Raw genomic sequence first — 21,786 nt, 5'->3', positions numbered from 1 at the left:
TACGCCGATCAGTTAATATGGCGCACCCGGCAACAATCTCCGCCCTCACCGGATCACCGCTTTGCACCCCGGCACCACCCCCCGCCCGGTTGAATGGACAGGGTGAGGAACCGCCCGTGCTCGCCGTACTGATGCTCGGCCTGGTCCTGGTCGCCTGGGCCGTCATCGCCCGGCCAGCCCAGCGCTACAGCGTCACCGTCCCCATCGCCATGGCCGCCTCCGGCATGATCCTCACCAGCGGCACCCACCCCCTCGTCGACGTCGAACTCACCGGCGACACCGTCCGCCACCTCGTCGAACTCACCCTCGCCGTGGTCCTGTTCACCGACGCCACCGACATCGGCATACCGTGGCTGCGCACCCACACCGGCGTCACCCTGCGCATGCTGCTCATCGCGTTCCCGCTCACCGTGCTCTTCGGGTTCCTCGCCGCCGTCCCGCTGCTGGCCGGCGCCGGCTGGTGGGTCTGCGCCATCACCGCCGTCATCCTCGCCGCCACCGACTCCACCCCGATCACCCCGCTGCTGCACGACCAGCGCCTGCCCGCCGACCTGCGCCAGACCATCACCGTCACCAGCGGCCTCGACGACGGTCTGGCCGCACCGCTGCTGCTCATCGTGCTCGCCGGAGCCGTCGGCGGCGAGACCATCCCCGAAGTGCTGCTCGAACTGCTCATCGCCGTCGCCGTCGGCATCGCCCTGGGCTACACCGGCGCCCGCCTGCTGCGCCTGGCCCGCCACCGCGGCTGGAGCACCGCCGACGCCGAACGCGTCGGCCTGCTCGCCCTGGCCATCGCCACCTTCGCCGCCGCCTACACCCTGCACGGCAACGGCTTCGTCGCAGCGTTCGCCGCCGGGCTCACCTGCCGCGCCACCGCACCCGAACTGCCCCGCACCGCACTGCAGACCTGCGAGGACGCCGTGGCCGTCCTGTCGGCCGCGGTCTGGTTCGTCTTCGGGTCCCTGGTCGTGCCGTCGTTCACCGACGGCCTGGACTGGCGCGTGTTCCTCTACGCCTTCGCCAGCCTCACCGTCATCCGTATGGTGCCCGTCGCCCTCGCCCTCATCGGCACCCGCCTGCCCCGGCGCGAAGTGCTCGCCCTGGGCTACTGGGGGCCGCGCGGCCTGGACAGCATGGTGCTCGGCATCATCGCCCTGGAGCAGCTGCGCGGGCTGGACGCCGACTGGGTCGCCGACATGGTCGTCGTCGTGGTCGGGCTGAGCATCGTCGTACACGGGCTGAGCACCCGGCTGTTCGCCGACCGGTGGGCCCGCCGGGAGGGGGCCGTGCTCAGCCCCGCGCCTGCAGGGCCACCGTCGCGATCGCCGACTCGACGCCCTTGACCAGCTCCCGCAGCTCCTGCGGCAGCCCCAGGCGCACCTGCTCCAGCCGGTCGCGGGTCTGCCCGTTGTTCAGCATCGGCACCACGATCGCCACCCCGACCGCGGTCGACAGCGACGACAGCAGCGCCGCCGGCAGGTCCAGCGCCTCACTCGGGCGGCCCAGCAGGAACCCCAGCCGCACCACCGAGCGCGTCGCCTCGGTCGGGTCGGCCGCCGGGTAGCGGACCTGGGTGCGGCCGGTCAGGCTGCGCGAGGTCTCGCGGCGCACGATCCCGCGCAGGCCCAGGCGGTGCGCCACGACCTCCTTGATGTCGGTACGCAGATGCTGGATCCAGTTCTGCACCGGATGCCCCGTGCCGACCTTCTGCAGCTCCGCCACCACCTGGTCGTTGACCGCGTCGCCATTCTGCCGCGCCGACCACGCCGCGACCCGGCCCGACTCGACCACCAGGGTCCCGGCGAGCATCAGCTCACCGAGCGCCGCGGCGGCCAGCCCGCAGGACAGCACGTCATTGTTGATCTTCGTCTTGCCGCTGTACTCGTCGTGCCCGATGAGGAAGAGCTCGTCGGCGAGCGCGAGTTCCATGGCTGTCCTCCGAAAACGGGTGTGGTGTGGCCGGGTCAGACCCGGCCACACCACGGTGAGGTTGTCAGCGGTAGCCGGCGCCCAGCGCCTTCAGCCGCGCGTGCACGCCGTCGTACACGCTGGTCCGCCCGAGGTACTGCTTGGCCAGCTTGGCGACCATCGTGTAGTTGGTGTCCACCACGTTGCCGACCGGCGCCTCCCCGGCCTGGGAGACCAGCTGCAGCGAGTCCAGCAGGTCCAGCCCGGTCAGCTCCGACACCCAGGTCACCAGGTCGTGCTGGCTGATGCGGTACGCGTCCTCCAGCGGCCGCGCCGACCCGGTCGAGATCAGGTGCGTGTCGGACTCGATGCGCGGCCACGGCGTGGCCACGCCCTTGATCAGCTCGACGGCGACGACGGTCTCCATCGCGGCCTCGACCGCGACGCCGGAGACCTCGCCCTGGCCCTGGCGGGCGTGGCCGTCACCGACGGCGAACAGGGCGCCCTCGACGTTGACGCCGAAGTACACGGTCGTGCCGGCCCGCAGCTCCGGGGTGTCCATGTTGCCGCCGTGGGCGTCGGGCGTGATCGTCATCCGGGACTCGAACGCCCCCGGGGCCACGCCGACGGTCCCGTGCATCGGGTCCAGCGGCAGGTCCACGGTGAAGTCGGAGTTGCGCGCCGAGTAGCGCACGGTCCCGGCGGCCTTGTCGATCTCGTACAGCCAGACCCGCTCCTCCAGGGGCGGGTGCAGCATGGCCGTGTGCGACGTGGCGGTCAGCGCCCCGAAGTGCGGGAAGGTGCTGGACACCGCCCAGTCGCGGGCCGGGGTGATGGAGGCGAAGTGCAGCGCGAGCGTGTCGCCCGGCTGCGCCCCCTCCACGTAGAACGGCCCGGTGACCGGGTTGAGGTACGGAAAGGTGCACACCTGCGAGGGGAGGTCGCCGAAGCCCCGCACCAGGCCGCCGAAGCAGTCCTCGGTGCGGATCTTCAGCACGTCCCCGGGGCGTACGTGCGCCAGCGGCTTGTTCGGGCCGAAGGTGTACGCGTACTGCTCCGGGGTCGGGTTCACCTCGTAGAACTCGCTCACGCGGCGTCGCCTTCGCTGCCGCCCAGGCCGGACAGCTTCGGACGGCGGCCGACCAGGTACAGGCCCACCAGCACGATGAGGCCGACCAGCACCCAGATGCTGCCCCAGACCTGCGTGTACACCTTCATGTTGATCAGGACCGCGACCAGCAGGGCGATGCCGACGATCGGCACGACCAGGTGCAGCAGGTAGTTCTTGCTGCCGTTGCGGACGACGTAGTGCCAGATCACCGAGGCGTGCAGCAGCAGCCAGGCGAACATGGCACCGAAGTTGACCATGGTGCCGAGCAGGGTGATGCTGTCGTACTCGTTCTCGGTCAGCGCGTAGAGGGCGGTGCCGGAGATGGCCAGCGACACCACGGCGGTCAGCAGCACCGCGTTGACCGGCGAGGCGTGCTTGGTGGAGACCTTCGCCAGGAACTTCGGCAGCTGCCTGTCCCGGGCCATGGCGAACAGCAGGCGCGACAGCGCGGTCTGGGCCACCATCGAGTCCGGCAGGCCCCACGCGATCGCGGTCGCGGCCAGGCACAGCGTGGCCAGCCACGGCGCGTCGGCGGCCGCCGCGGCGGCGTCGTAGAACGCCGAGCCGATGACGCCGGCGTCGGTGGTCTCCAGCAGCGCCTTGGAGTCGGTGAACAGCGAGGCGACCCAGGTCTGGGCGATGAAGATGAGACCGGCCAGCATCAGCACGACCGACATGGCCCGGCCGACGCTGCGCGAGCCGCCCTTGCTCTCCTCCGACAGCATCGAGATGCCGTCGAAGCCCAGGAAGCTCAGCGCCGCCACCGACACCGCGCCCAGCACGAGCGAGAGGCTGAAGTTGTCGCCGTTGAAGAACGCGCTGGTCCAGTCGCCGTTGCCGCGGCCGGAGGCCAGGCCCGTGATGCCCATGACGAGGAAGATGCCCAGCACGATCAGCTCACCGGCGATCATGATGTTGATCGCGACGGCGGTCAGCCGGATGCCGAAGTAGTTGATGATCGCGTTGATGGCCACGAACGCGACCAGCCACACCCACGGCGACACCGACGGGATGGCACCCTGCATGGTCACCGAGGCGACCAGGTACAGCAGGCCCGGCACCAGGAAGTAGTCGAGCATGATCGCCCAACCCGCCAGGAAGCCCGCCGACGGGTGGATGCCGCGCCCGGCGTAGTTGTACACCGAGCCCGCGATCGGGAACGCCTTGACCATCTGCGCGTACGAGGAGGCGGTGAACAGCATGACCACCAGGCCCGCCAGGTACGCCAGCGCGACCATGCCGCCCGAGGCCTGGAAGACCTGGCCGAAGATGGCGAACGGGGCGATCGGCACCATGTAGATCAGGCCGTAGAACAGCAGGTCGGTGAAGGTCAGCGACCGGCGCAGCTGCGGGGTGTACCCGAACTTGCTGAGCTCAGGGTCGCCGGGCGGCGTGGCCGCGAACGACCCCTCCGCCTGCGGCGTCAGGACAGACATGGCAGTGCCTCCTGGAATCGGTTGTGTCTGATGTTCGACGTAGTGTGGCGCGGCGCGCACGCCTGCGATCCCATTTGCAAGTACGTCTGGCTGGTCGGGTAGATCTCCGATCCGGACAACTATCCGGTACGGCTAGTTGTCCGTGGCATCCAAAGCGGCCAAAGCATCACGTACGAACGGATGAGTCTGCGCCGCTGAGGCGTCGGCCAACACCATGGCCAGCAACTGCCGCGCGTCCGCCGGTGGAAGTCCATCGGCGTCCTTGCGCCTGCGCCGCCGCCCGTCACTGGCCTGCTGCTCGGCCCGCACCCGCGGCCACAGCACCGCCAGCACCCCGCCGGTCTGCAGCACCTCGTCGCAGCGGCGTGCCAGATCCTCCGTCGGCCACCGCTCCCCCGACTCGACCTTGGCGATCATCGCCTCGCTGTGCGGCATCGCCAGCGCCAGCTTGCCCTGCGACAGCCCGCGCACACCGCGCCACCAGCGCAGCTGGTCGGCGAAGTCGCGCGCCGCGGAGACGGTCTCCACGCGGGCGGAGGTCTGGGTCACTGTTCCTCCAAGGCCATGTCCAGAGCAGACAACTCGGGCCCCACGTGATCAATCCGAGAATCGTCTGACAGTAAACAACATCCACCGGACCACGGCCAAGGCGACCGAGACACAAAGATCAGGGCACCTGGGTGAACCAGGTGCCCTGATCTGCTCAACAGCAGGCTGCCGCCGGATGGTCACATCGTGACCGCGCGCGGCCCCCGGCCTACGGGCAGTACGTCGACTGCTTGCCGATCACCTTGTACACGCAGTCGGCCGCCTCGGCCAGCATCAGCACCGCCTCGCGGTTGCGGCTGGTCTGCGCCGGGATGACCTCGTCGGGCGGGTAGAAGCCGCCGCCGCCGGACGACCCCGGGTACATCTCGAACGTGTACGCGAAGATCTTGTGCTGACCCCACATCCAGTCGATCGAGGTGCCGTCGGCGATGTAGAGGTCGCTGGACTGCTCCGGGGTGTACCCGTTCGTCGCCGCCATCTGCTGCCCCAGCGTGGCGAACGTGTTGTACTGGTCGGCCGTCATGCCGCTGCCGGTGTTGGCCGTGGTGTACCCGAACGGCCACAGCACCAGCTGCGAGTACGTGTGGAAGTCGATGTTGGCCTTGATCTGCTGCACGCCGCCGATCACCCGGCTGTTGACGAAGTTGCGCAGGTTCGTCGTCTCCGGCGCCGAGAACGACGACGGGCCGCGGTAGGTCTCACTCGACGTCGAGCCGCTGGAGCCGCCGCAGCAGCCCCACTGGTAGGACCAGTTGCGGTTGAGGTCGGTGCCGACGTAGCTCGAACCGCTGTTGGGCTGGCGGTTCTTGCGCCACGAGCGGTACGAGCCGGTGGCGATGTCGTACTCGCCGCCGTCGGGGTTCATGTCCGGCACGATCCAGATCTCGCGGCTGTTGACGATGCTGGTGATCCGCGAGTCGGTGCCGTAGTTGTCGGCGAACAGGTGCAGCACGTACAGCGCCATCTCGACGGTGAGGTGCTCGCGCGCGTGCTGGTGCGCGTTGATCAGGATCTCGGGCTCGTTCTCGTCGGTGCCGACGTTGTCCGAGATCTTGATCAGCGGCATCGCCCGGCCCTGGTACGAGTTGCCGATGGTCGACTTCGACATGATCGCCGGCTTCGCCGCGACCAGCGCGTTGATCTCGGCGACCATCTCGTTGTAGTCGTGGTAGTTCGAGTCGGCCGACGGGAACGCCTGGGCCTGCGCGTCCGGCGCGGTGGGCTGCGCCGCCAGCGAGGTCAGCGTGAAGCCCAGCGCCTTGATCGCCTTGGCCTCGGCCGCGGTGGCCGTGATCTCGATCTTGCCGTCGGCGATCGCGTCGATCGCCGCACCGGTGCGGGCGATGGCGTCGCGGTCGGCGAACGTCTTGGGGCCGTTGACCAGGTACTGCGCGGAGCTGCTGATCGCCTCTCCGGTGAACGGGGCGCCGTCGGCCGGTCCGGTCAGGACCAGCGCGCCGAGCAGCGCGGCAGCGGATACGAGGACGGTCAACCGTCGTCGCATGAATGCCTCCTATACGGGGGTGTTGAGGAGGCACTCAGCAGACCATCAGGAACATGGTCATTGCAATATGTCAATTTATCATAATGATCACTGATGGTTGCCCGGACCCGGCAGGCTTGAGCGGGCCAAAAGGGGAAATCCGCCCAGCGGCGGCCAGGCGCAGCGGGTAGGCTCGGCGGCGATGAAACTAGTACTGGACCTGCACGAGATCTTCAACAAGGGGCGCGACATCGAGCGCGCCCTCAACGACATCATGAACGAGGCGGTGGCCAAGAAGGCGCCGCTGGTCGAGATCATCCCCGGCAAGGGCTCCGGCGCGCTCAAGAAGACCGTGCTGCGCTTCCTGGAGCAGAAGGAGATCAAGGCCATGTACCACCGGGTGGAGAAGGACTCCAAGAACTTCGGCCGCCTGTTCGTGCACTTCAAGCACACCAAGCCCGGCCGCAAGTAGCCCCTCCCGGCGCGATCTTGCGGGGTGGCGTCGGCGGCGGGCGTACGGCAGCATGGGGCGCGTGCCCTCGCCCACTTCGCTGTCCGACATCCGCGCCGAAGCACTCGCCCGCCGCGACCGCGGCGACCTGAGCAGCGCCCGCGCCCTGCTGGAGCAGGCCCTGGACGCCGCCACCATGAGCGCGGGCGAGGACCACCCCGAGGTGCTGGTCACCGGCCACCTGCTCGCCGGGCTGCACCGCCAGTCCGGCGACCTGTCCGCCGCCCGCCGGGTCCTGGAGAACGCCCTCTACGCCGGGGCGAACCGGCACGGCGACGACCACCCGATGCTGCTGGCGATGTCCTACGACCTCGCCGAGATCGCCGACGAGCTCGGCAACCGGCACGAGGCCCGCCGCCACTACGCCCGCGTCGCGTCGTACGGTCCGAACGCGGGCTTCGACCCGCAGCGCGTCGCGGCCGCCCAGGCCTGGCTCGGCCCCGCCCCGACCCCCGCGCCCGCCACCTCCGACCGGCCCCAACCGGTCGCGCCGCAGCAGCTCACGCCGCTGCCCGCCACCCCGGCCGAACCGCAGCCCCTGCCCGCCGCACCGCAGCCCTCGCCCGCCGCACCGCAGCCTCTGCCTGGTGGTGCGCACGCCGCACCGCAACTCGCGCCCGATGGTCCGGGCGCGCTGCCGCCGTGGCCGCCGCTGCCCGCCGCCGAGCACTGCCCCGAACCCGAGCACCGCCCCGAACTAGAGCACCGCCCCGAAGCCGAGCGGCCCACCCTGGCGCAGCGGTTCACCCCGATGTCGCAGCTGCCCGCCGCGCCGCAGGAGCCCGCCCCGCCGAGCCACCAGCACGAGGCCGCATCGGAGGACCCGCCGCTGCCCGCCCGCCTGCTGCAGCCGCTGCCCGAACTGGACCTGCCGCACCTGCACCGGCCCGGCGGCCACGCCCCGGCCGAGGCACCCGACCCGGCCGCGCCCCCGCCGTACCGGCCCGCCGCGTACGAGGCCGCGCCGCAGCCGGAAGCCCTGCCGCAGCCGGAGGCCCTGCCGCGGACGAGCCCTCAGCCGCCCGCACCGTTCCCGCCCGTGCCCATGCCGGCGCCGATGCAGCCGATACCGACGCAGCAGTCCGTGGCGCCCTCGCGGGTGCACGCCGACCCCGTGCCCAAGCAGCCCGCCGTCGCCCCGGTGCCGGCGCCGCCGGAGGCTTCCGTACGCCACGTGCAGCAGCAGCTCCCGGCGCTGCCCGCACCGGTGGTCGTCGCGCCCGCCGGGCCCGTGCCCGCACCGCCCGCGCCGCGCGGCCGCGGCCCGGTCATCGCGGCCGTCACCGCCGCCGTCGTGGCCGTACTGGCCGCCGCGGTGACGCTGGTGATGGTCGTGCTGCCGCAGCAGGAGGACGACCCGCAGCAGCCCGGCGTCGAGATCCAGGGCGCCGCCACCGATCTGCTGCTCACCGAGCACGGCGACAAGATCACGCTGAGCTGGCACGACCCGTCGCGCGGCGTCGCGGCGCAGTGGATCCTGGTCGGCCGCCCCGGCGAGGAGCTGCAGCGCTGGGCCTCGCCCCAGAACGGGGTGACCGAGTTCACCTTCGACGGCCTCAACCCGAAGTACGACTACTGCTTCGCCGTGATGACCATCTACTCGTCCAAAGACGGCATTCGGTCGAAGGAGAAGTGTACAGAACGGACGGTCGCGCCCTCGGCGAGCAGTTGACCAGCCCCACCGAACTTTCGCCTGTCACATACACCGCCTAGGATGAGCGACGGCTTCACGGAGGAACGCCATTTCTGCGGGGTCTCCAGCGCCCCGCGCTCTAGGGGGAGGGGCCGATCCATGGCGGATCTGTCACCAGGCGCGATCACACGTAAAGCACGGACCAAGGGCGGCATCGTCACCATCGTGACGGTGCTTTCGCTCGTGGCGGCGATGGGGCTGACCTGGTTCGGGCTGAGCGCCAACGACCAGGTGTCGGCGAACTACGACGCCAGCGCGTGGCTGTGGAGCCTGACCAAGGGCGAACTCGCCCGGGTCAACGGCCTGACCGGCAAAGTGGACACCCGCTCGCAGGCGCTGACCGCCGCGCAGGGCCACTTCGTGCAGGTCAACCAGTCCGACCGGTACCTGATCGTGCGCGACGAGTCGACCGGCCGCATCAGCGCCATCGACCCGGCCACGCTGCAGATCACGGCGCAGCAGGAGTCGCAGCAGGGGCTGGGGGTGACCATCGCGCTGCAGGGGCCGTACGCGTTCATCATCGACCCGGTGCAGGGCGTGGTGAGCCAGCTCGACCCGGCGACGCTGCAGCCGATCGGCGAGGAGCTGCACTACCCGCCGGGCATCACCGGCGGCGTCTTCGACGGCGAGGGCCGGCTGTGGATCGCCGTGCCGAGCCAGGGCACCGTCTCGGCGATCACGCCCGCGAAGTCGCTGGGCACCGCCGGGGCGGGCGGCGCCGGCGGCGGCAGCCCGTCGCTGGTGCGCACCGAGGCCGTCGCCTCCCCGTCGCACGACCTGGCGCTGTCGGTGCTGGACAACGGCGTGGCGGTGCTCGACCAGACCACCGGCACGCTGACCACGGTGCGCGGCACCGAGGACCTGCGCACGGTCACCGTCGACCAGGCCAGCGGCGGCATCGTGCCGGGCGCCTCGACCGGTCCGGACATCCCGGTCACCGTCGGCGAGGGGCGCCACGTCTACGTCATCACCGGTGACCAGGTCCGCGAGTTCACCGTGCCGGGCACCGGCGACAGGCTCCGCGCGGCCGTGCCGTGGGCGGGCCGCTTCTACGTCGCCGACGACCTCGCCGGTGCCGTATACGTCCTGGACGGCAACGGCAACCCCGTGGAGACCATCACCTTCAAGCAGCCCGGCGGCCCGCTGGAGCTGGAGGTGCGCGAGAACCACCTGTTCATCAACGCACCGGGCTCCTCCACCGCGCGAGTGGTCGACGAGCACAACCAGATCAAGGTGGTGGAGAAGTTCGCCCGCGACGTGCTCGGCGCCGAGCCGCCGCCCGCGCCGGTGACCCCGCCGCCGCCCAAGCCCACCATCGGCAAGCCCGGCTCGCCCCGCAACGTCACGGCCGCCGCCGGTGACAAGCAGGTCCGGCTCAGCTGGGGCAAGGCCCCCGAGAACGGTTCGAAGATCACCAAGTACGTGATCTCGTGGCCGGGGCTGGCCACGCCCGTCACCGTCGGCGCCAACCAGCGTACGTACGTCGCGACCGGGCTGGTCAACGGGCAGACGTACACGTTCAGCGTGCACGCGGTCAACGGCAAGGGCGCGGGCCCGGACCGGCGCAGCAACGCGGTCATGCCGACCGGTGAGGTCCCCGACGCCCCGACCGCCGTCACCGCCGAGGCGCGCAACGACGGCACGGTCGACGTGAGCTGGCCCGCCGCCAACGGCCAAGGCCGGAAGATCACCCGGTACGAGGTCACCGCCGTCTCCGGTGGATCATCAGTCGCCATCGGCACCACCACCGGCGCGGTCAAACTCACCATCGCCGACGGCGAACTCGACTACGGCACGCAGTACGCGTTCACCGTCGTGGCCGTCAACGACAAGGGCGCCGGCTCGCAGCCGTCCCCGGCCAGCGACACGGTCGTGCCGTTCAACAAGCCCGGCAAGGTCGGATCGCTTTCGGCGAGCACCGTCGGTACCGCCAAGGGCACCATCCGCGTCACCTGGGGCGCCCCCGCCGAGAACGGCCGCCCCATCGAGGGCTACAAGGTCACCGCGGGCGGCAAGACGCAGACCGTCACCGGCACCAGCGTCAACCTCAACGGCTTCGGCGACGGCGAGGTCGTCACCGTCGAGGTCGCCGCGGTCAACGAGGCCGGCACCGGCGCCAAGGACACCACCAGCGCCAAGACCATCGCCGCGCCGGCCGTTTCCAACCCCAGCACCAGCGACATCACCTACAACTCGCTGGTCGTCCACTTCGCCTACGACGACGGCGGCGGCAGCGCCACCTGCACCCTGACCGTCAACGGCGCCGACCGCGGCATCGGCTGCAACACCGGCTCCGGCGGCTACACCGTCAGCGGCCTGTCCCCCGGCAACGCCTACACCTGGACCGTCACCATCACCAATGACGCCGGCAACGCCAGCACCGCCGCGCAGCGGCCCAGCACGCCCGACCTGGGCGCGTGGGCGCGCTGCAGCGGCTGCGGCGACGGCGTGTGGGCGTACAAGCCCAACGGCTCCGGGGTGCTGGCGCAGGACAACGGCTGCTGCGCGATGAACAAGTACTACAGCCACAACACCCAGGTCACGCCGATCTGCTGGTACCAGGGCGGCGTCACCGCCAACTCGCAGAACCGGTCGGCCACCCTCAACTCGGCCGGCAACAACGGCAACAAGAAGAGCGACAAGTGGATTAAGGTCAGCAGCACCAACTACCTGCCGTTCGCCTTCGTGAACCTGGAGAGTTCGGGCAACACCAGCAACAACTACGACCTCCTCCCGCAATGCTGACCGAGCACAAAGGACGCAGTAAGTGAACCAGCCCCAGCCGCCGCTCACCCCGGCGCAGGTCCGCGCCTTCGCCGACCTGACCGCCAAGCTCAGCGGCGTGATCAGCACCGTCGTGCTCGGCAAGCCCGAGGTGGTGCGGCTGGGGCTGGTCGCCATGTTCGCCCAGGGCCACATCCTGCTCGAGGATGTGCCCGGGGTGGGCAAGACCACCCTGGCCCGCGCCATCGCCGCGTCCGTGCAGGGCGCCTGGCGGCGCATCCAGTTCACCCCGGACCTGCTGCCCTCCGACGTCAGCGGCGTAACGATCTTCAACCAGGCCAACCGCGGCTTCGAGTTCCACCCCGGCCCGATCTTCGCCAACATCGTCATCGCCGATGAGATCAACCGGGCCTCGCCCAAGACCCAGTCGGCGCTGCTGGAGGTCATGGAGGAGCGGTACGTCACCGTCGACGGCGTACGCCACGCCGTCCCCCGGCCGTTCCTCGTCGTGGCCACCCAGAACCCCGTCGAGATGGACGGCACCTACCGGCTGCCCGAAGCCCAGCTCGACCGGTTCCTGATGAAACTGTCCGTCGGCTACCCCGACGAGGCCGTCGAGATCGAAGTGCTGCGCGGCGCCGCCCTGCGCTCCCCCGAGGCGATCACCCCCGTCACCGACGTCACCACCATCGGCGAGGCCATCGCCCTGGCCAACCGGGTCCACATCGCCGACCCGCTCTACACGTACGCCGTGCGCCTGGCCGCCGCCACCCGCGAGCACAAGCACGTCCGCGTCGGCGTCAGCCCCCGCGGCGTCATCGCCCTCACCCGCGCCGCCAGCGCCTACGCGCTGACCGAAGGCCGCGGCCACGTGCTGCCCGAGGACGTCAAGGTGCTGCTGGAGCCGGTGTTCGCCCACCGCATCCTGCTCACCCCCGACGCCCAGCTGCGCGGCGTCACCGCCCACGAGGTGCTGCGCGACGCCGTCGAAACGGTCCCCGTGCCCCTGCCGGGCCAGGCCGGACCGGTCGACGACACCAAGCGGCCGGTCGGCGCGCGGCCCGCCTGATGCGCATCACACTGCGGGGGGCCGGTCTCGGAATCGGCGGTGCGGCACTGCTCGGCGCGGGGTACCGGTTCGGCTACCCCGACCTGGCCGTGCTCGGCTCGACCGCGCTGGCCGCACTCGGCTACGCCCTCGGGCACGCCGCGCTGCGCCCGCGCCTGGCCGTCACCCGCACCGTCGAACCCGACCGCCTCGCCCGGGGCGAGAGCAGCACCGTCACCCTGACCGTACGCAACACCAGCCGCCTGGGCGCCGCCACGTTCATCGCCCACGACCGCTGCGGCCGCGCCGACGAGCCCGCCCGCACCGTCCCCGTGCCGCTGCTGCGGCTGCGCCCCGGCCGCGACACCGACGTCAGCTACCCCGTGCCCACCGACCGGCGCGGCGTCATCGAGGTCGGCCCCCTGCAGGTCGTCCGCCGCGACCCCCTCGGCCTGATCACCGCCGCCCGCAGCCACGGCGACACCAGCCGCATCTGGGTCTACCCCCGCACGCACCCCATCCGCGCCGTCCCCGCCGGCGTCTCCCGCAGCCTCGACGGCCGCCTTGACCGGGTCCCCCACGGCGCCATCACCTTCGACACCCTGCGCGAATACGTCATCGGCGACGAGCTGCGCCACGTCCACTGGCGTACGAGCGCCAAAGTCGGCGAGCTGATGGTCCGCGAACACCTCGACACCAGCCTGCCGCAGCTCGTCGTCCTGCTCGACGACCGCGCCGACTCGTGGCCCGACCGCGCCGGCACCCGGTCCGAGGCGTTCGAAGCCGCCTGCGAGGCCGCCGCCTCCATCGTCGCCGCCGCCACCCGCGAAGACCTGCCCATCACCCTGCAACTGGCCAGCGGCACCGCCGCCGGGGGCGGCCGCATCCGCGGCGCCGCCCGCGCCCTGCTCGACCTGCTCGCCGAAGCCGAACCCGCCCCCGCCACCGGCGGCGAGGACACCCGGCTGCTCGACGCCACCCGGCGGCTGCGCCAGCACCGCCCCGGCGACACCCTCGTCTACCTCACCGGCCTCGGCGGCGCCGCCGACCTGGGCCTGGTCAGCGGCCTGCGCGGCCCGTTCCCGTCGGTCGTGGTCGGCCTGCTCGGCCCCCGCGTCCTGGAGGAGCCCCAGGCCGCCGGAGTGCTGCTGCTGCGCGCACACGACGGCGAGGACTTCGCCGCCGTATGGGATGGAGTGACCCGGTGGTGATCCGAGCGCTACGGGCACTGACCCTGCCGCTGCTGATCCTGGCCATGCTGGTGCTCGCCGGGACCGTCGCCGGGCGCATCTACTCCGGCACCCTGTTCCTGCAGCTGGTCGCCGGCGCCGCCGCGGGCTCGGTCCTGGTCAGCGTCGCCTGCACCCGGCTGCGGGCCTGGCTGGTCGCACCCCTGTCCGTGCTGGCCCTGGCCGGCTACCTCGCCTACGCGCTGCACCTGTCCGCCCAGCGGGCCGGGGTCGACGGCCCGCTGGCGCAGCTGGCCGCCGACGCGCTGCGCGACGGGATCCCCCGGCTCATCGCCGTACTGCTGCCGGTCGAACCGCAGCCCGACACCATCGCCGTGCCCGTCGTGGCCACGTGGCTGGCCGGACTCGCCGCCACCGAACTCGCCACCCGCACCCGCCGCACCCTCATCGGACTCGCCCCGCCGGTGCTGCTGTTCGCCGCCGCCCTGTGGCTGGTCGGCCCCGCCGCACCCCGCCTGACCTGGCCCGTGCTCGCCTTCGCGAGCCTGGCCGTCGCCGCCCTGGTCTTCACCGGCCGGGTACGCACCCCCGACACCGGCATCGACACCGCCACCCGCCGCGCCCTGCGGGTACGCACCGCCCTGGCCGGCGCCGTCGGCCTGCTCCTGATCGTCGGCCTGACCGCCGCCCTGGAACAGCCCGTCGCGCGGCAGGTCACCACCGCGCCGCTGGACCCCCGGTCGCTCATCGACCCGCCCGACCTCGACGCCCTCGACGAGAACCCCCTGATCCGGCTGTCCGGCTGGGCCCTGCAGCCGCAGCAGCAGCTGCTCGACGTGCAGACCGACCACGACGCCCGGATCCGGCTGGCCGTGCTGTCGGACTACGACGGCGTCACCTGGCGCGTCGGGGCCACCTACCGGCCCGCCGGACGCACCCTGCCGCAGCCGCCCGAAGCAGGCCGGCCCGCGACGGGCCCGCAGGCCGTGCACCAGACCATCACCGTCTCCGGGCTCACCGGCAAGCTGCTGCCCGCCGCCGCCACCGCCCGCCGCGTCGACGGCGTACGCGTCTCCTACGACCAGCTCACGGGCACCCTGCTGTACCCGGCCGGGCTCACCCCCGGCACCAGCTACTCCGTGGTGTCGCAGCACACCGAGCCCGACGTGAACCTGCTGCCCGGCGCCGAGGTCCCCACCGGTACCCAGATGGCCCGCTACCTGGCCCTGGGCCCCGGCGTCCCCGACCACCTCAGCCGCCTGGCGCAGCAGCTCGGGGCGGACAACGGCGCCCCCTACCAGCGGGCGCTGGCGATCGAGCAGTTCCTGGCCGACCACTACCGGCTCGACCCGCAGGCCCCCAGCGGCCACGCCTACCCCAACCTCGACTTCTTCCTGTTCGGACCCGACAACGGCGGCGGACGGCGCGGCACCTCCGAGCAGTTCGCCGCCACGTACGCGGTGCTGGCCCGGCTGCTGAACCTGCCCAGCCGGGTCGTCGTCGGCTTCCAAGCCCACGCCGGGCAGCGCGCGCTGACCGCCGGGGACGCCCTCGCGTGGCCGGAGGTGTACTTCACCGACCTCGGCTGGGTCCCGTTCCACCCGCTGCCGCAGCCGAACCAGGACGTCAAACCGCTGGAGAACGAGTTCAAGCCGCTGCCGGAGACCTCGTCCCCGCCGCCGCAGTCGCCCGAACCGGTCCCGACCTACGACAGCAGCGAGGCACCGACCGAAACCGCCGGGCCGAGCACCGGAGCCGGAGCCGCCGGAGTGCCCGTCGGCCTCATCGCCGGGGCGGGCGGCGGCGGGCTGCTGCTGTTGCTGCTCACCGGCTTCATCGCGTTCGTGCTGCTGGCGCGGGCCGCGCTGCGCCGCCGCCGCCTCGACCAGGGCACCCCGGGCGAGCGGATCGCCGGGGCGTGGCTGGAGGTCGGCGACGCGCTGCGGCTGGCCGGGCACCCCGCCGGCGGGCACCTCAGCGCCGCCGAGGTCGCCGCGCACGCCGCCGACGCGGCCGCGCTGGTGCGCGGCAAGCACACAGTCCGGCTGCGGGCACCGGCCCTCGACGACATGGCGGGCACCGTCAACACCAGCGTGTTCGGGCCCGGCACCGCCGACGAGGCACAGGCCGAGGCCGCCCGCAGCGGGGCCCTGGCCTACATCGGCGAGCTGAAGGCCCGCCGCTCCTGGTGGCGGCGCCTGCTGTGGACCGTGCACCCGGGCCCGCTGCGCTGGTACCGCCGCCGCTGACCGGCCGCCTGGCGCTGGCGCGCCGTCGCCGGGTGGCGTGCAGTTTCGGGGAAACTGCATGAATAGTCGCCCCAATTAGTGCAGTTTCCCCGAAACTGCACGGACGGCCTGGCGGCGCGGCGGCGCGGCGGCGCCCGGCGTCAGGACGTGCGGGAGCGGGGGTGCTGGCCCTCGCGCAGGTGGCGGACCTGGGTCCAGATCTCGTCGGGGCAGTAGCCGGAGTCCTGGCGGCGCAGGTCGACCCGGTCCAGGCGGCGGACCCGCAGCTCCAGGTAGCCCGGCCCGGCGGAGTACACGTCGTCGCTGACCGACCAGAACCACATGTGGTCGTCGCGGTGCGACTTGTCCTGCGACGTGATCTGCAGGACCTCCAGATACTCCGGGTACGCCCGCAGCACCACGAACGGCCGGTCCTTCGACCCGTCACCCTCGCGGAACTCGACCTCGCCCCACCAGATCTCCTGCGGCTGCGGGTCGAGCTGGGTGGGCGCGTAGGTGCCCTGGTACCGCTGCACAGGCGGCCGCCGGTCCGGCACCTTGCGGTCGAGCAGCCGCAGCACCCAGTAGAACACCAGCGCCGTCAGCGCCGCGATGGTCGGGCCGACCAGCGGCAGTGCGAAGAACGTCGCCTTCAGCTTCTCCTCGTCGGTGGCCGCGGCCGACGGGCTCGCCGCACCGGCGAGGTACTTCTCGTCCAGGAACAGCGCCACCAGCGCCAGGACCGTGACCAGCCCGGTCAGGACGCCCGCCCGGACCAGGTGGATCCGCTGGCCGCGGGGCTCCTTGCCCCGGCCCGCGAACCGCACCACCAGGTACGCCACCAGCGGCGCCAGCGCCACCCCGATCCACCACGACGGGTACGCGGCGATCTGATCCGGTTTGCGCACCAGCAGGAACGCCACGATCGCGGGTGAGGCCAGCACCATCCCCGGCACGGAGATGAAGATGCTCAGGGCGAACGGCGCCAACAGGAAGAGAACCAGGCATCCGCACCCCGACCGACCACCGCTCCGCGCCATCTGATCTCCTCCACATTGGTCGGCAGCCGATTCTATCCACACCCGATCGGCCTCGAAGATCTCTCCGCGCGGTCGTCTGCCCTACCCGCAGCGCACCTCCCGGCCCCTGACCGCGATCAACGCCGCGACGGCGCGACCGCGCGACGGCACGACGACGCGGCACCAAGCGTCGAGGCCGCTAACGCGACCGGGCCGGGCGCCGTGACGGCGCCCGGCCCGGTGAGCCGAGCAGACCTCAGCTCGCCACGCGGACGGTCAGCTGAGCGTGATCGTCGTGTTCACCTGCTGTGCCGGGGCGTCCGGGTAGGTCACGGTGACCGTGATGGTCGCCGTACCGGTCGGACGCTTGGCCGTCGGCCACAGGATGCCGAACGTGCGGGTGATCGGCTCGAACACGGGCGTCGTCGCCGCAAGCGACTGCGCACCCGACACCGACACCTTCACCCGCCCGCTCAGCAGCAGGCAGGCCGACTCCAGCAGCGGGATCGGCGCACCCGACGCGTCGGTGAGCTGGAACGCGACGGGCACCACCGATCCGCCCCGCACGCTGCCACCCGCCGTGGGCGCGACCACCCGGATCGCGTACCGGACCACCTGCGTGGCCGTGCCACTGCTCGCCAGGTACGACGCGTCACCGAGGTACGCGGCGCTCACCTGGTGCGAACCCACCGCCAGGCTGGCGATCGGGCTGCTGACGGCCTTGCCGCCGGACAGCGCGACCGGACCGCCGACCGCCGCGCCGTCGACGCGGAACTGCACGTACCCGGTCGGGGTGGTCCCGGCCGGGCCGGTCACGGCGGCCGTGAAGGTCACCGGCGCGCCGAGCACCGACGGGCTGGCCGAGGACGTGACCGCTGTGGTGGTCGCCGCGGCGGCGATGGTGACCGTGTAGTCCCGGGCCACCGTGCTGACCGGGTTGGTGACGGTGATGGTGAAGGTGTAGCCGCCACCGGCGGTCGGCGTACCGGAGACGACACCCGACGCCGACAGCGACAGGCCCGGGGGCAGCGCCCCACCGCTCAGCGCGAAGGTGACCGGGCCGCCGCCGCTGTACGACACGTTCGCCGAGTAGGCCGCCCCGACCGTGCCGCCCGGCAGCGTGCCGTCGAGCGTCACCGGGTCGACCACGGCCACCGCGAGCGGACCCGACTGCGAGCCGAGCAGATCGGCGCTGCCCGAGTACGCGGCCGTGATCGCGTGGTCGCCGCCCGCCAGCGCCGAGGTGACCAGCGTGGCCGTACCGCCGCTGAGCGCGGCCGTGCCGATCACGGTGGTGCCTTCGCGGAAGGTGACCGTACCCGTCGGCGCGACAGCCGCGGTGACGGTCGCGGTCAGGGTGAGCCCCGCGCCGGTCGCGACCGGGTTCGGCTGCGCGGTGAGCACCGTGGCACTGGTGCCCGGACCGACGTGGACCGACGCCGACAGCTCGGCCTGCCCGTACGCGCTGGACACCCGCACGGTGAACGCGAAGTCGCCCGCGGTCGACGGGGAGCCGCTGAGCCGGCCGTCGACGGTGAGGTCCACCCCCGGCGGCAGGCTGCCGGCCGCGACGCTCGCCGTCACCGGGCCGGAGCCCGTCACGGTGAAGCCGAAGCTGTACGGCTCACCGACCGTGCCCGCCGGCGGGGTGCCCGCGACCGTCGGCGCGGTGCCGAGGTCCAGCCCGACCAGCACCGGGTCGTGGTCGCTGGTCCGGAACCGGTCCGGCGCGTACAGCGACGCGAGCTGCCCGGCGGTCTTGAAGTCGGTGTTGTAGTCCAGCACCGACGGCTCGTCGGCGTTGTGGTGCACGTCCCCGGCGCCGGTGACCTGCCCGACGGCCGGGCCGCTGGCCAGCACGTAGTCGAGGTAGCCCCACTGGCCGTCGAAGGCGTACGAGTAGGCGTCGTCGCCGTGGAAGGCCTTGACCAGGTTCGTGAACCCGGCCGCCTCCAGGGCCGCGATCGGGTCCTCGCCCGCGTACGAGTTGAGGTCACCGACGATCAGCACGTCCGCGTCGCCCGCGCCCGGCACGACCGTCGTGGAGATCCAGTTCGCCAGCTCGCCGGCCTGCTGGGTGCGGCGGGCGTTCCAGCAGCTCTGCCCGTCGCCCTGGTCGGTGTCCGGACCCGAGGTCGGGCAGGAGCCCTTCGACTTGAAATGGTTGGCGATGACGGTGAACCGCGCCCCGGCCGGGGTCTGGAACGTCTGCGCCACCGGGCGCCGCTCGAAGATCGGGTTGACGTCGACGAACGTGGCACCCGCGACCGGGGCCACCGCCGCGGTGCGGTACAGCAGACCCGCCTTGATCGCGTCGGTACCGGCCACGTCGGTGCTGCCCGTGGCCGCGTCAGCGTCCACGAACGCCCAGGTGCCCGGACCGTCGGCGGCGTTCAGCGCGTTCACCAGCGCCTGCACCGCGCTGTCGGTGCCGTAGCCGTCGTTCTCCATCTCCATGTAGCCGATGACGTCGGCGCCGAGGAAGCGCAGCGACGCGACCTCCTTGGCCAGCTGCCGCTGGTACTCGGTGTCGCTGGTGGCACCCCGGCAGTCGGTCACCGCACCGAGCGTGCCCAGGCGGCAGCCGGTGTAGGTGTTGAAGAAGTTCAGCAGGTTCGCGCTGGCCACCTTGAGGCCGCCGCCGACGGTCGGCGCCGCGCTCGGCCGCGGGTTGCCCGCTTCGAAGGAGGCGGCGCCGCCGAGGGAGTTGAGCGGGCGCAGCCGGTACGCGTTGCCGCTGGCCGAGTTGCCCGCCCACGTGTAGGTCAGCACACCGACCGGATCGGTGACCGTGTCACCGCCGCGCAGCGTGTTGCTCGCCGACAGCGGCTGGCCGCCCCGGCCGAACACGATCGGGTCGGGGTTCTGCGCCTGGTCGGCGTCGTCGATGATCAGCCGGTTGAGGTTGTTGGCCTGCTGGGCCGCCGCGACGGCGGCGGTGTCGGTGGCCCGGATGTCGGCCGTCGGCTGGCGCAGCCGGCCACCGGAGGAGACCACGACCTGCCCGAACCGGCCGAGCTGGAAGTGCTCGGTGACGGTCAGCGTCTGGTGGAACCGCACCAGCATGCCCTCGTACGGCTCCAGGTCGCCGGCGCTCGCGCGGGGCAGCGTGAGGTCGGCCGGGGTGACGGTGTTCTGCGCACCGCAGGGCACGACGCCCGTCGCGGCGGCGGTGAGCTGGGTCTGGCCCTGGAACTCCGAGACCGTGCCGGTCACCTCGACCACGTCGCCGAGGCTGACGAGGTTGGCGCCGTTGTCGAAGACGAACACACCGTCGGAGGTGGCGGCGTCGCCGTCGCCGGAATCCTGCAGGTAGAAGCCGCGCAGCGCCGGGCTCGGGCCCTCGCTGTCGCCGACGACGGTGCCGCGGACCGTGACGGTCTGCCCGGCGCGCGGGCTGACGTCGCCGGTGCCCTGCACCGCGCCGATCGCCGTGACCGCGCCGGTGCACACCGGCGCGGCCGGGGTGACGGTCACCGTCGCCGTCACGCTGTCGACCTGGCCGCCCGGACCGCTGACGCGCACCCAGTACGCGGCCGTGGCCGTCAGCGCGGGCGTGGTGTACGACGCGCCCGTGCCGACCGGCGCAGACGTGTCACCGGAGGTGCCCGCGTACCACTGGAAGGTCAGCGGCCCGGTGCCGGTCGCGGCGGCCGTCAGCGTCGTGGCGGTACCGGAGGTGATGGTCATGTCCTGCGGCTGCGTCGTGATCGCCGGAGCCGTCGGCGTCGAACCGCCGCCCGCCGGCGCGAACGCGACACCGCGCAGCGCCGTGTTCGCGCTCGCGGTCTGCAGCACGACGGCCGTGGCGCTGATCGGCGCGTCGTACGCGGCCGTGTCCTCGACCTTGACCAGCTGCGCCGTTCCGGCGTTCGTCGTGGCGAACAGCGTCACGGTGGCGCCGGTGACCGAACCGGTGATGCCCCGGGCGCCGCTGCCGCTCGGCCGGAAGTTGCCCCGCGCGGTCCACACCGACCCGTTGAACGAGTACTTCGCGATGCCGCCGTTGGGGCTGGCGGAGTCGTCGGCAACGTAGATCGTGTCGACACCGGCCACCGCCGGGTCGCGGTCCAGCGCGACGATGCCGTACGGGCTGGGCGCGGCGGTGACCAGCGACGGGGTCTGCCCACCGGTCGTCGGCAACCCGGAGCCTACGGCGTAGACGCCGGTCGGGGCGCTGCCGGTGGAGACGTAGAGCCGGCCGTCGGCGATGGCCGCGGCCCGCAGGTTCGTCGGCGCGACGCTGTTGATCTGCGTCGTGGTGCCCGCGCCGACGGCGGCCAGGCGCACCCCGCCGGAGGAGCCGACGGCCCAGACCCGCGAGCCGTCGTCGGAGACGACGCCGCGGATGTTGGCGCCGCTGAAGGCGTCGGTGATCGCCGTCGTGGTGTCGACCGTGCCCGCGCCGTCGACCCGCGCGGCCACCCGCGCCACGGTCGCCGTGCTGCTCGTGGCGACCCCGGCGAGGCCGGGATCGGCGTCGTACCCGCCCAACGTCAGGTAGCGGCCGTCGGCCGAGAGGGCGAGCGCGCCCTCGGAGGTGGCGCTGCCGCTCACGGTGAAGCGGCGGTTGGCTCCCGAGACCGAGGTCGGCAGCGCGGTCGTGCGCACCAGCGCACCGGCGGCCGTGTACTCGTCGAGGAAGACCGGTGCGGCCGCGCTGCTCAACGCCGCGGATCCATCACCGACCCGTACCACCACGAGGTTGCCGGAGCTCGCTTCTGCCGCGGCGCCGGATGCGGTGAGCGTGGCCGCACCGGGGATCACCAGTAACGCGACGGCGAAACGGGCGAGGTTGCGTCGAATATGGAGACGCACAGGATGCCTCTCTGCGCAGGGACGGGGATGCTAGCCACCGTATGTGTGAAGTCATGCCTTCACAAGAG

Annotated in this window: 13 protein-coding genes and 1 pseudogene; 7 read left to right on the top strand and 7 right to left on the bottom strand. The window is 72.2% G+C overall.

The window, feature by feature from the left end; all coding sequences use genetic code 11:
- Positions 1-116: 116 nt before the first annotated feature.
- Positions 117-1,343 (top strand): cation:proton antiporter, encoded by a 1,227-nt coding sequence (locus QEZ54_RS17745; RefSeq protein WP_281305745.1) that lies wholly within the window; start codon positions 117-119, stop codon positions 1,341-1,343.
- On the opposite strand, the gene QEZ54_RS17740 is transcribed toward QEZ54_RS17745, so the two are convergent.
- The 5 genes and pseudogenes from QEZ54_RS17740 to QEZ54_RS17720 all read right to left on the bottom strand — a co-directional run.
- Positions 1,291-1,929, bottom strand: coding sequence for a GPP34 family phosphoprotein (locus QEZ54_RS17740; RefSeq protein WP_281305744.1), 639 nt, complete (start codon positions 1,927-1,929; stop codon positions 1,291-1,293). The genes QEZ54_RS17745 and QEZ54_RS17740 overlap by 53 nt on opposite strands.
- A gap of 64 nt (positions 1,930-1,993) precedes the next feature.
- The gene (locus QEZ54_RS17735) at positions 1,994-2,998 is read right to left on the bottom strand and encodes an acetamidase/formamidase family protein (protein WP_281305743.1); all 1,005 of its coding nucleotides are present in this window, start codon (positions 2,996-2,998) and stop codon (positions 1,994-1,996) included.
- On the bottom strand, positions 2,995-4,455 hold the full coding sequence (locus QEZ54_RS17730; protein ID WP_281305742.1) for an APC family permease: 1,461 nt from the start codon (positions 4,453-4,455) through the stop codon (positions 2,995-2,997). Before QEZ54_RS17730 ends, QEZ54_RS17735 begins: the two co-directional genes overlap by 4 nt.
- A 132-nt stretch (positions 4,456-4,587) precedes the next feature.
- The gene (locus tag QEZ54_RS17725) at positions 4,588-5,004 is read right to left on the bottom strand and encodes a helix-turn-helix transcriptional regulator (RefSeq protein ID WP_281305741.1); all 417 of its coding nucleotides are present in this window, start codon (positions 5,002-5,004) and stop codon (positions 4,588-4,590) included.
- A 226-nt stretch (positions 5,005-5,230) separates the two neighbouring features.
- Positions 5,231-6,508: pseudogene (locus tag QEZ54_RS17720) on the bottom strand (M14 family metallopeptidase); the annotation flags it as partial.
- 181 nt (positions 6,509-6,689) lie between these two features.
- Between QEZ54_RS17720 and QEZ54_RS17715 the strand changes: the two are divergent.
- The 6 genes from QEZ54_RS17715 (at position 6,690) to QEZ54_RS17690 (ending at position 15,902) form a co-directional block, all read left to right on the top strand.
- On the top strand, positions 6,690-6,959 hold the full coding sequence (locus QEZ54_RS17715; protein WP_281305739.1) for a Smr/MutS family protein: 270 nt from the start codon (positions 6,690-6,692) through the stop codon (positions 6,957-6,959).
- Between the two features lie 61 nt (positions 6,960-7,020).
- Positions 7,021-8,670 carry a tetratricopeptide repeat protein gene (locus QEZ54_RS17710; RefSeq protein WP_281305738.1) on the top strand — a complete coding sequence of 550 codons (1,650 nt, stop codon included), beginning with the start codon at positions 7,021-7,023 and terminating at the stop codon, positions 8,668-8,670.
- Positions 8,671-8,790: 120 nt separating this feature from the next.
- The gene (locus QEZ54_RS17705) at positions 8,791-11,436 is read left to right on the top strand and encodes a fibronectin type III domain-containing protein (protein ID WP_281305737.1); all 2,646 of its coding nucleotides are present in this window, start codon (positions 8,791-8,793) and stop codon (positions 11,434-11,436) included.
- A gap of 22 nt (positions 11,437-11,458) precedes the next feature.
- Positions 11,459-12,484 carry a MoxR family ATPase gene (locus tag QEZ54_RS17700; RefSeq protein ID WP_281305736.1) on the top strand — a complete coding sequence of 342 codons (1,026 nt, stop codon included), beginning with the start codon at positions 11,459-11,461 and terminating at the stop codon, positions 12,482-12,484.
- Positions 12,484-13,674 (top strand): DUF58 domain-containing protein, encoded by a 1,191-nt coding sequence (locus tag QEZ54_RS17695; RefSeq protein ID WP_281305735.1) that lies wholly within the window; start codon positions 12,484-12,486, stop codon positions 13,672-13,674. Before QEZ54_RS17700 ends, QEZ54_RS17695 begins: the two co-directional genes overlap by 1 nt.
- Positions 13,668-15,902 carry a DUF3488 and transglutaminase-like domain-containing protein gene (locus QEZ54_RS17690; RefSeq protein ID WP_281305734.1) on the top strand — a complete coding sequence of 745 codons (2,235 nt, stop codon included), beginning with the start codon at positions 13,668-13,670 and terminating at the stop codon, positions 15,900-15,902. The genes QEZ54_RS17695 and QEZ54_RS17690 overlap by 7 nt, the downstream gene beginning before the upstream one ends.
- Before the next feature lie 140 nt (positions 15,903-16,042).
- On the opposite strand, the gene QEZ54_RS17685 is transcribed toward QEZ54_RS17690, so the two are convergent.
- Together QEZ54_RS17685 and QEZ54_RS17680 are read right to left on the bottom strand one after the other, a co-directional pair.
- The gene (locus tag QEZ54_RS17685; protein ID WP_281305733.1) at positions 16,043-16,870 is read right to left on the bottom strand and encodes a hypothetical protein; all 828 of its coding nucleotides are present in this window, start codon (positions 16,868-16,870) and stop codon (positions 16,043-16,045) included.
- Positions 16,871-17,176: 306 nt separating this feature from the next.
- Positions 17,177-21,718 carry an ExeM/NucH family extracellular endonuclease gene (locus tag QEZ54_RS17680; protein ID WP_281305732.1) on the bottom strand — a complete coding sequence of 1,514 codons (4,542 nt, stop codon included), beginning with the start codon at positions 21,716-21,718 and terminating at the stop codon, positions 17,177-17,179.
- Between the last annotated feature and the right edge of the window lie 68 nt (positions 21,719-21,786).

The sequence above is a fragment of the Catellatospora sp. KI3 genome (assembly GCF_029948125.1).
GTDB lineage: Bacteria > Actinomycetota > Actinomycetes > Mycobacteriales > Micromonosporaceae > Catellatospora.
The sequence above is the reverse complement of the archived record's forward strand: the minus strand, read 5'-3'. Positions and strand labels throughout refer to the sequence as shown.

Coding starts and splice junctions, on each gene's coding strand:
- QEZ54_RS17740 (WP_281305744.1), bottom strand. CDS start 1,929: ATGGAACTCGCGCTCGCCGACGAGCTCTTCCTCATCGGGCACGACGAG.
- QEZ54_RS17730 (WP_281305742.1), bottom strand. CDS start 4,455: ATGTCTGTCCTGACGCCGCAGGCGGAGGGGTCGTTCGCGGCCACGCCG.
- QEZ54_RS17715 (WP_281305739.1), top strand. CDS start 6,690: ATGAAACTAGTACTGGACCTGCACGAGATCTTCAACAAGGGGCGCGAC.
- QEZ54_RS17705 (WP_281305737.1), top strand. CDS start 8,791: ATGGCGGATCTGTCACCAGGCGCGATCACACGTAAAGCACGGACCAAG.
- QEZ54_RS17695 (WP_281305735.1), top strand. CDS start 12,484: ATGCGCATCACACTGCGGGGGGCCGGTCTCGGAATCGGCGGTGCGGCA.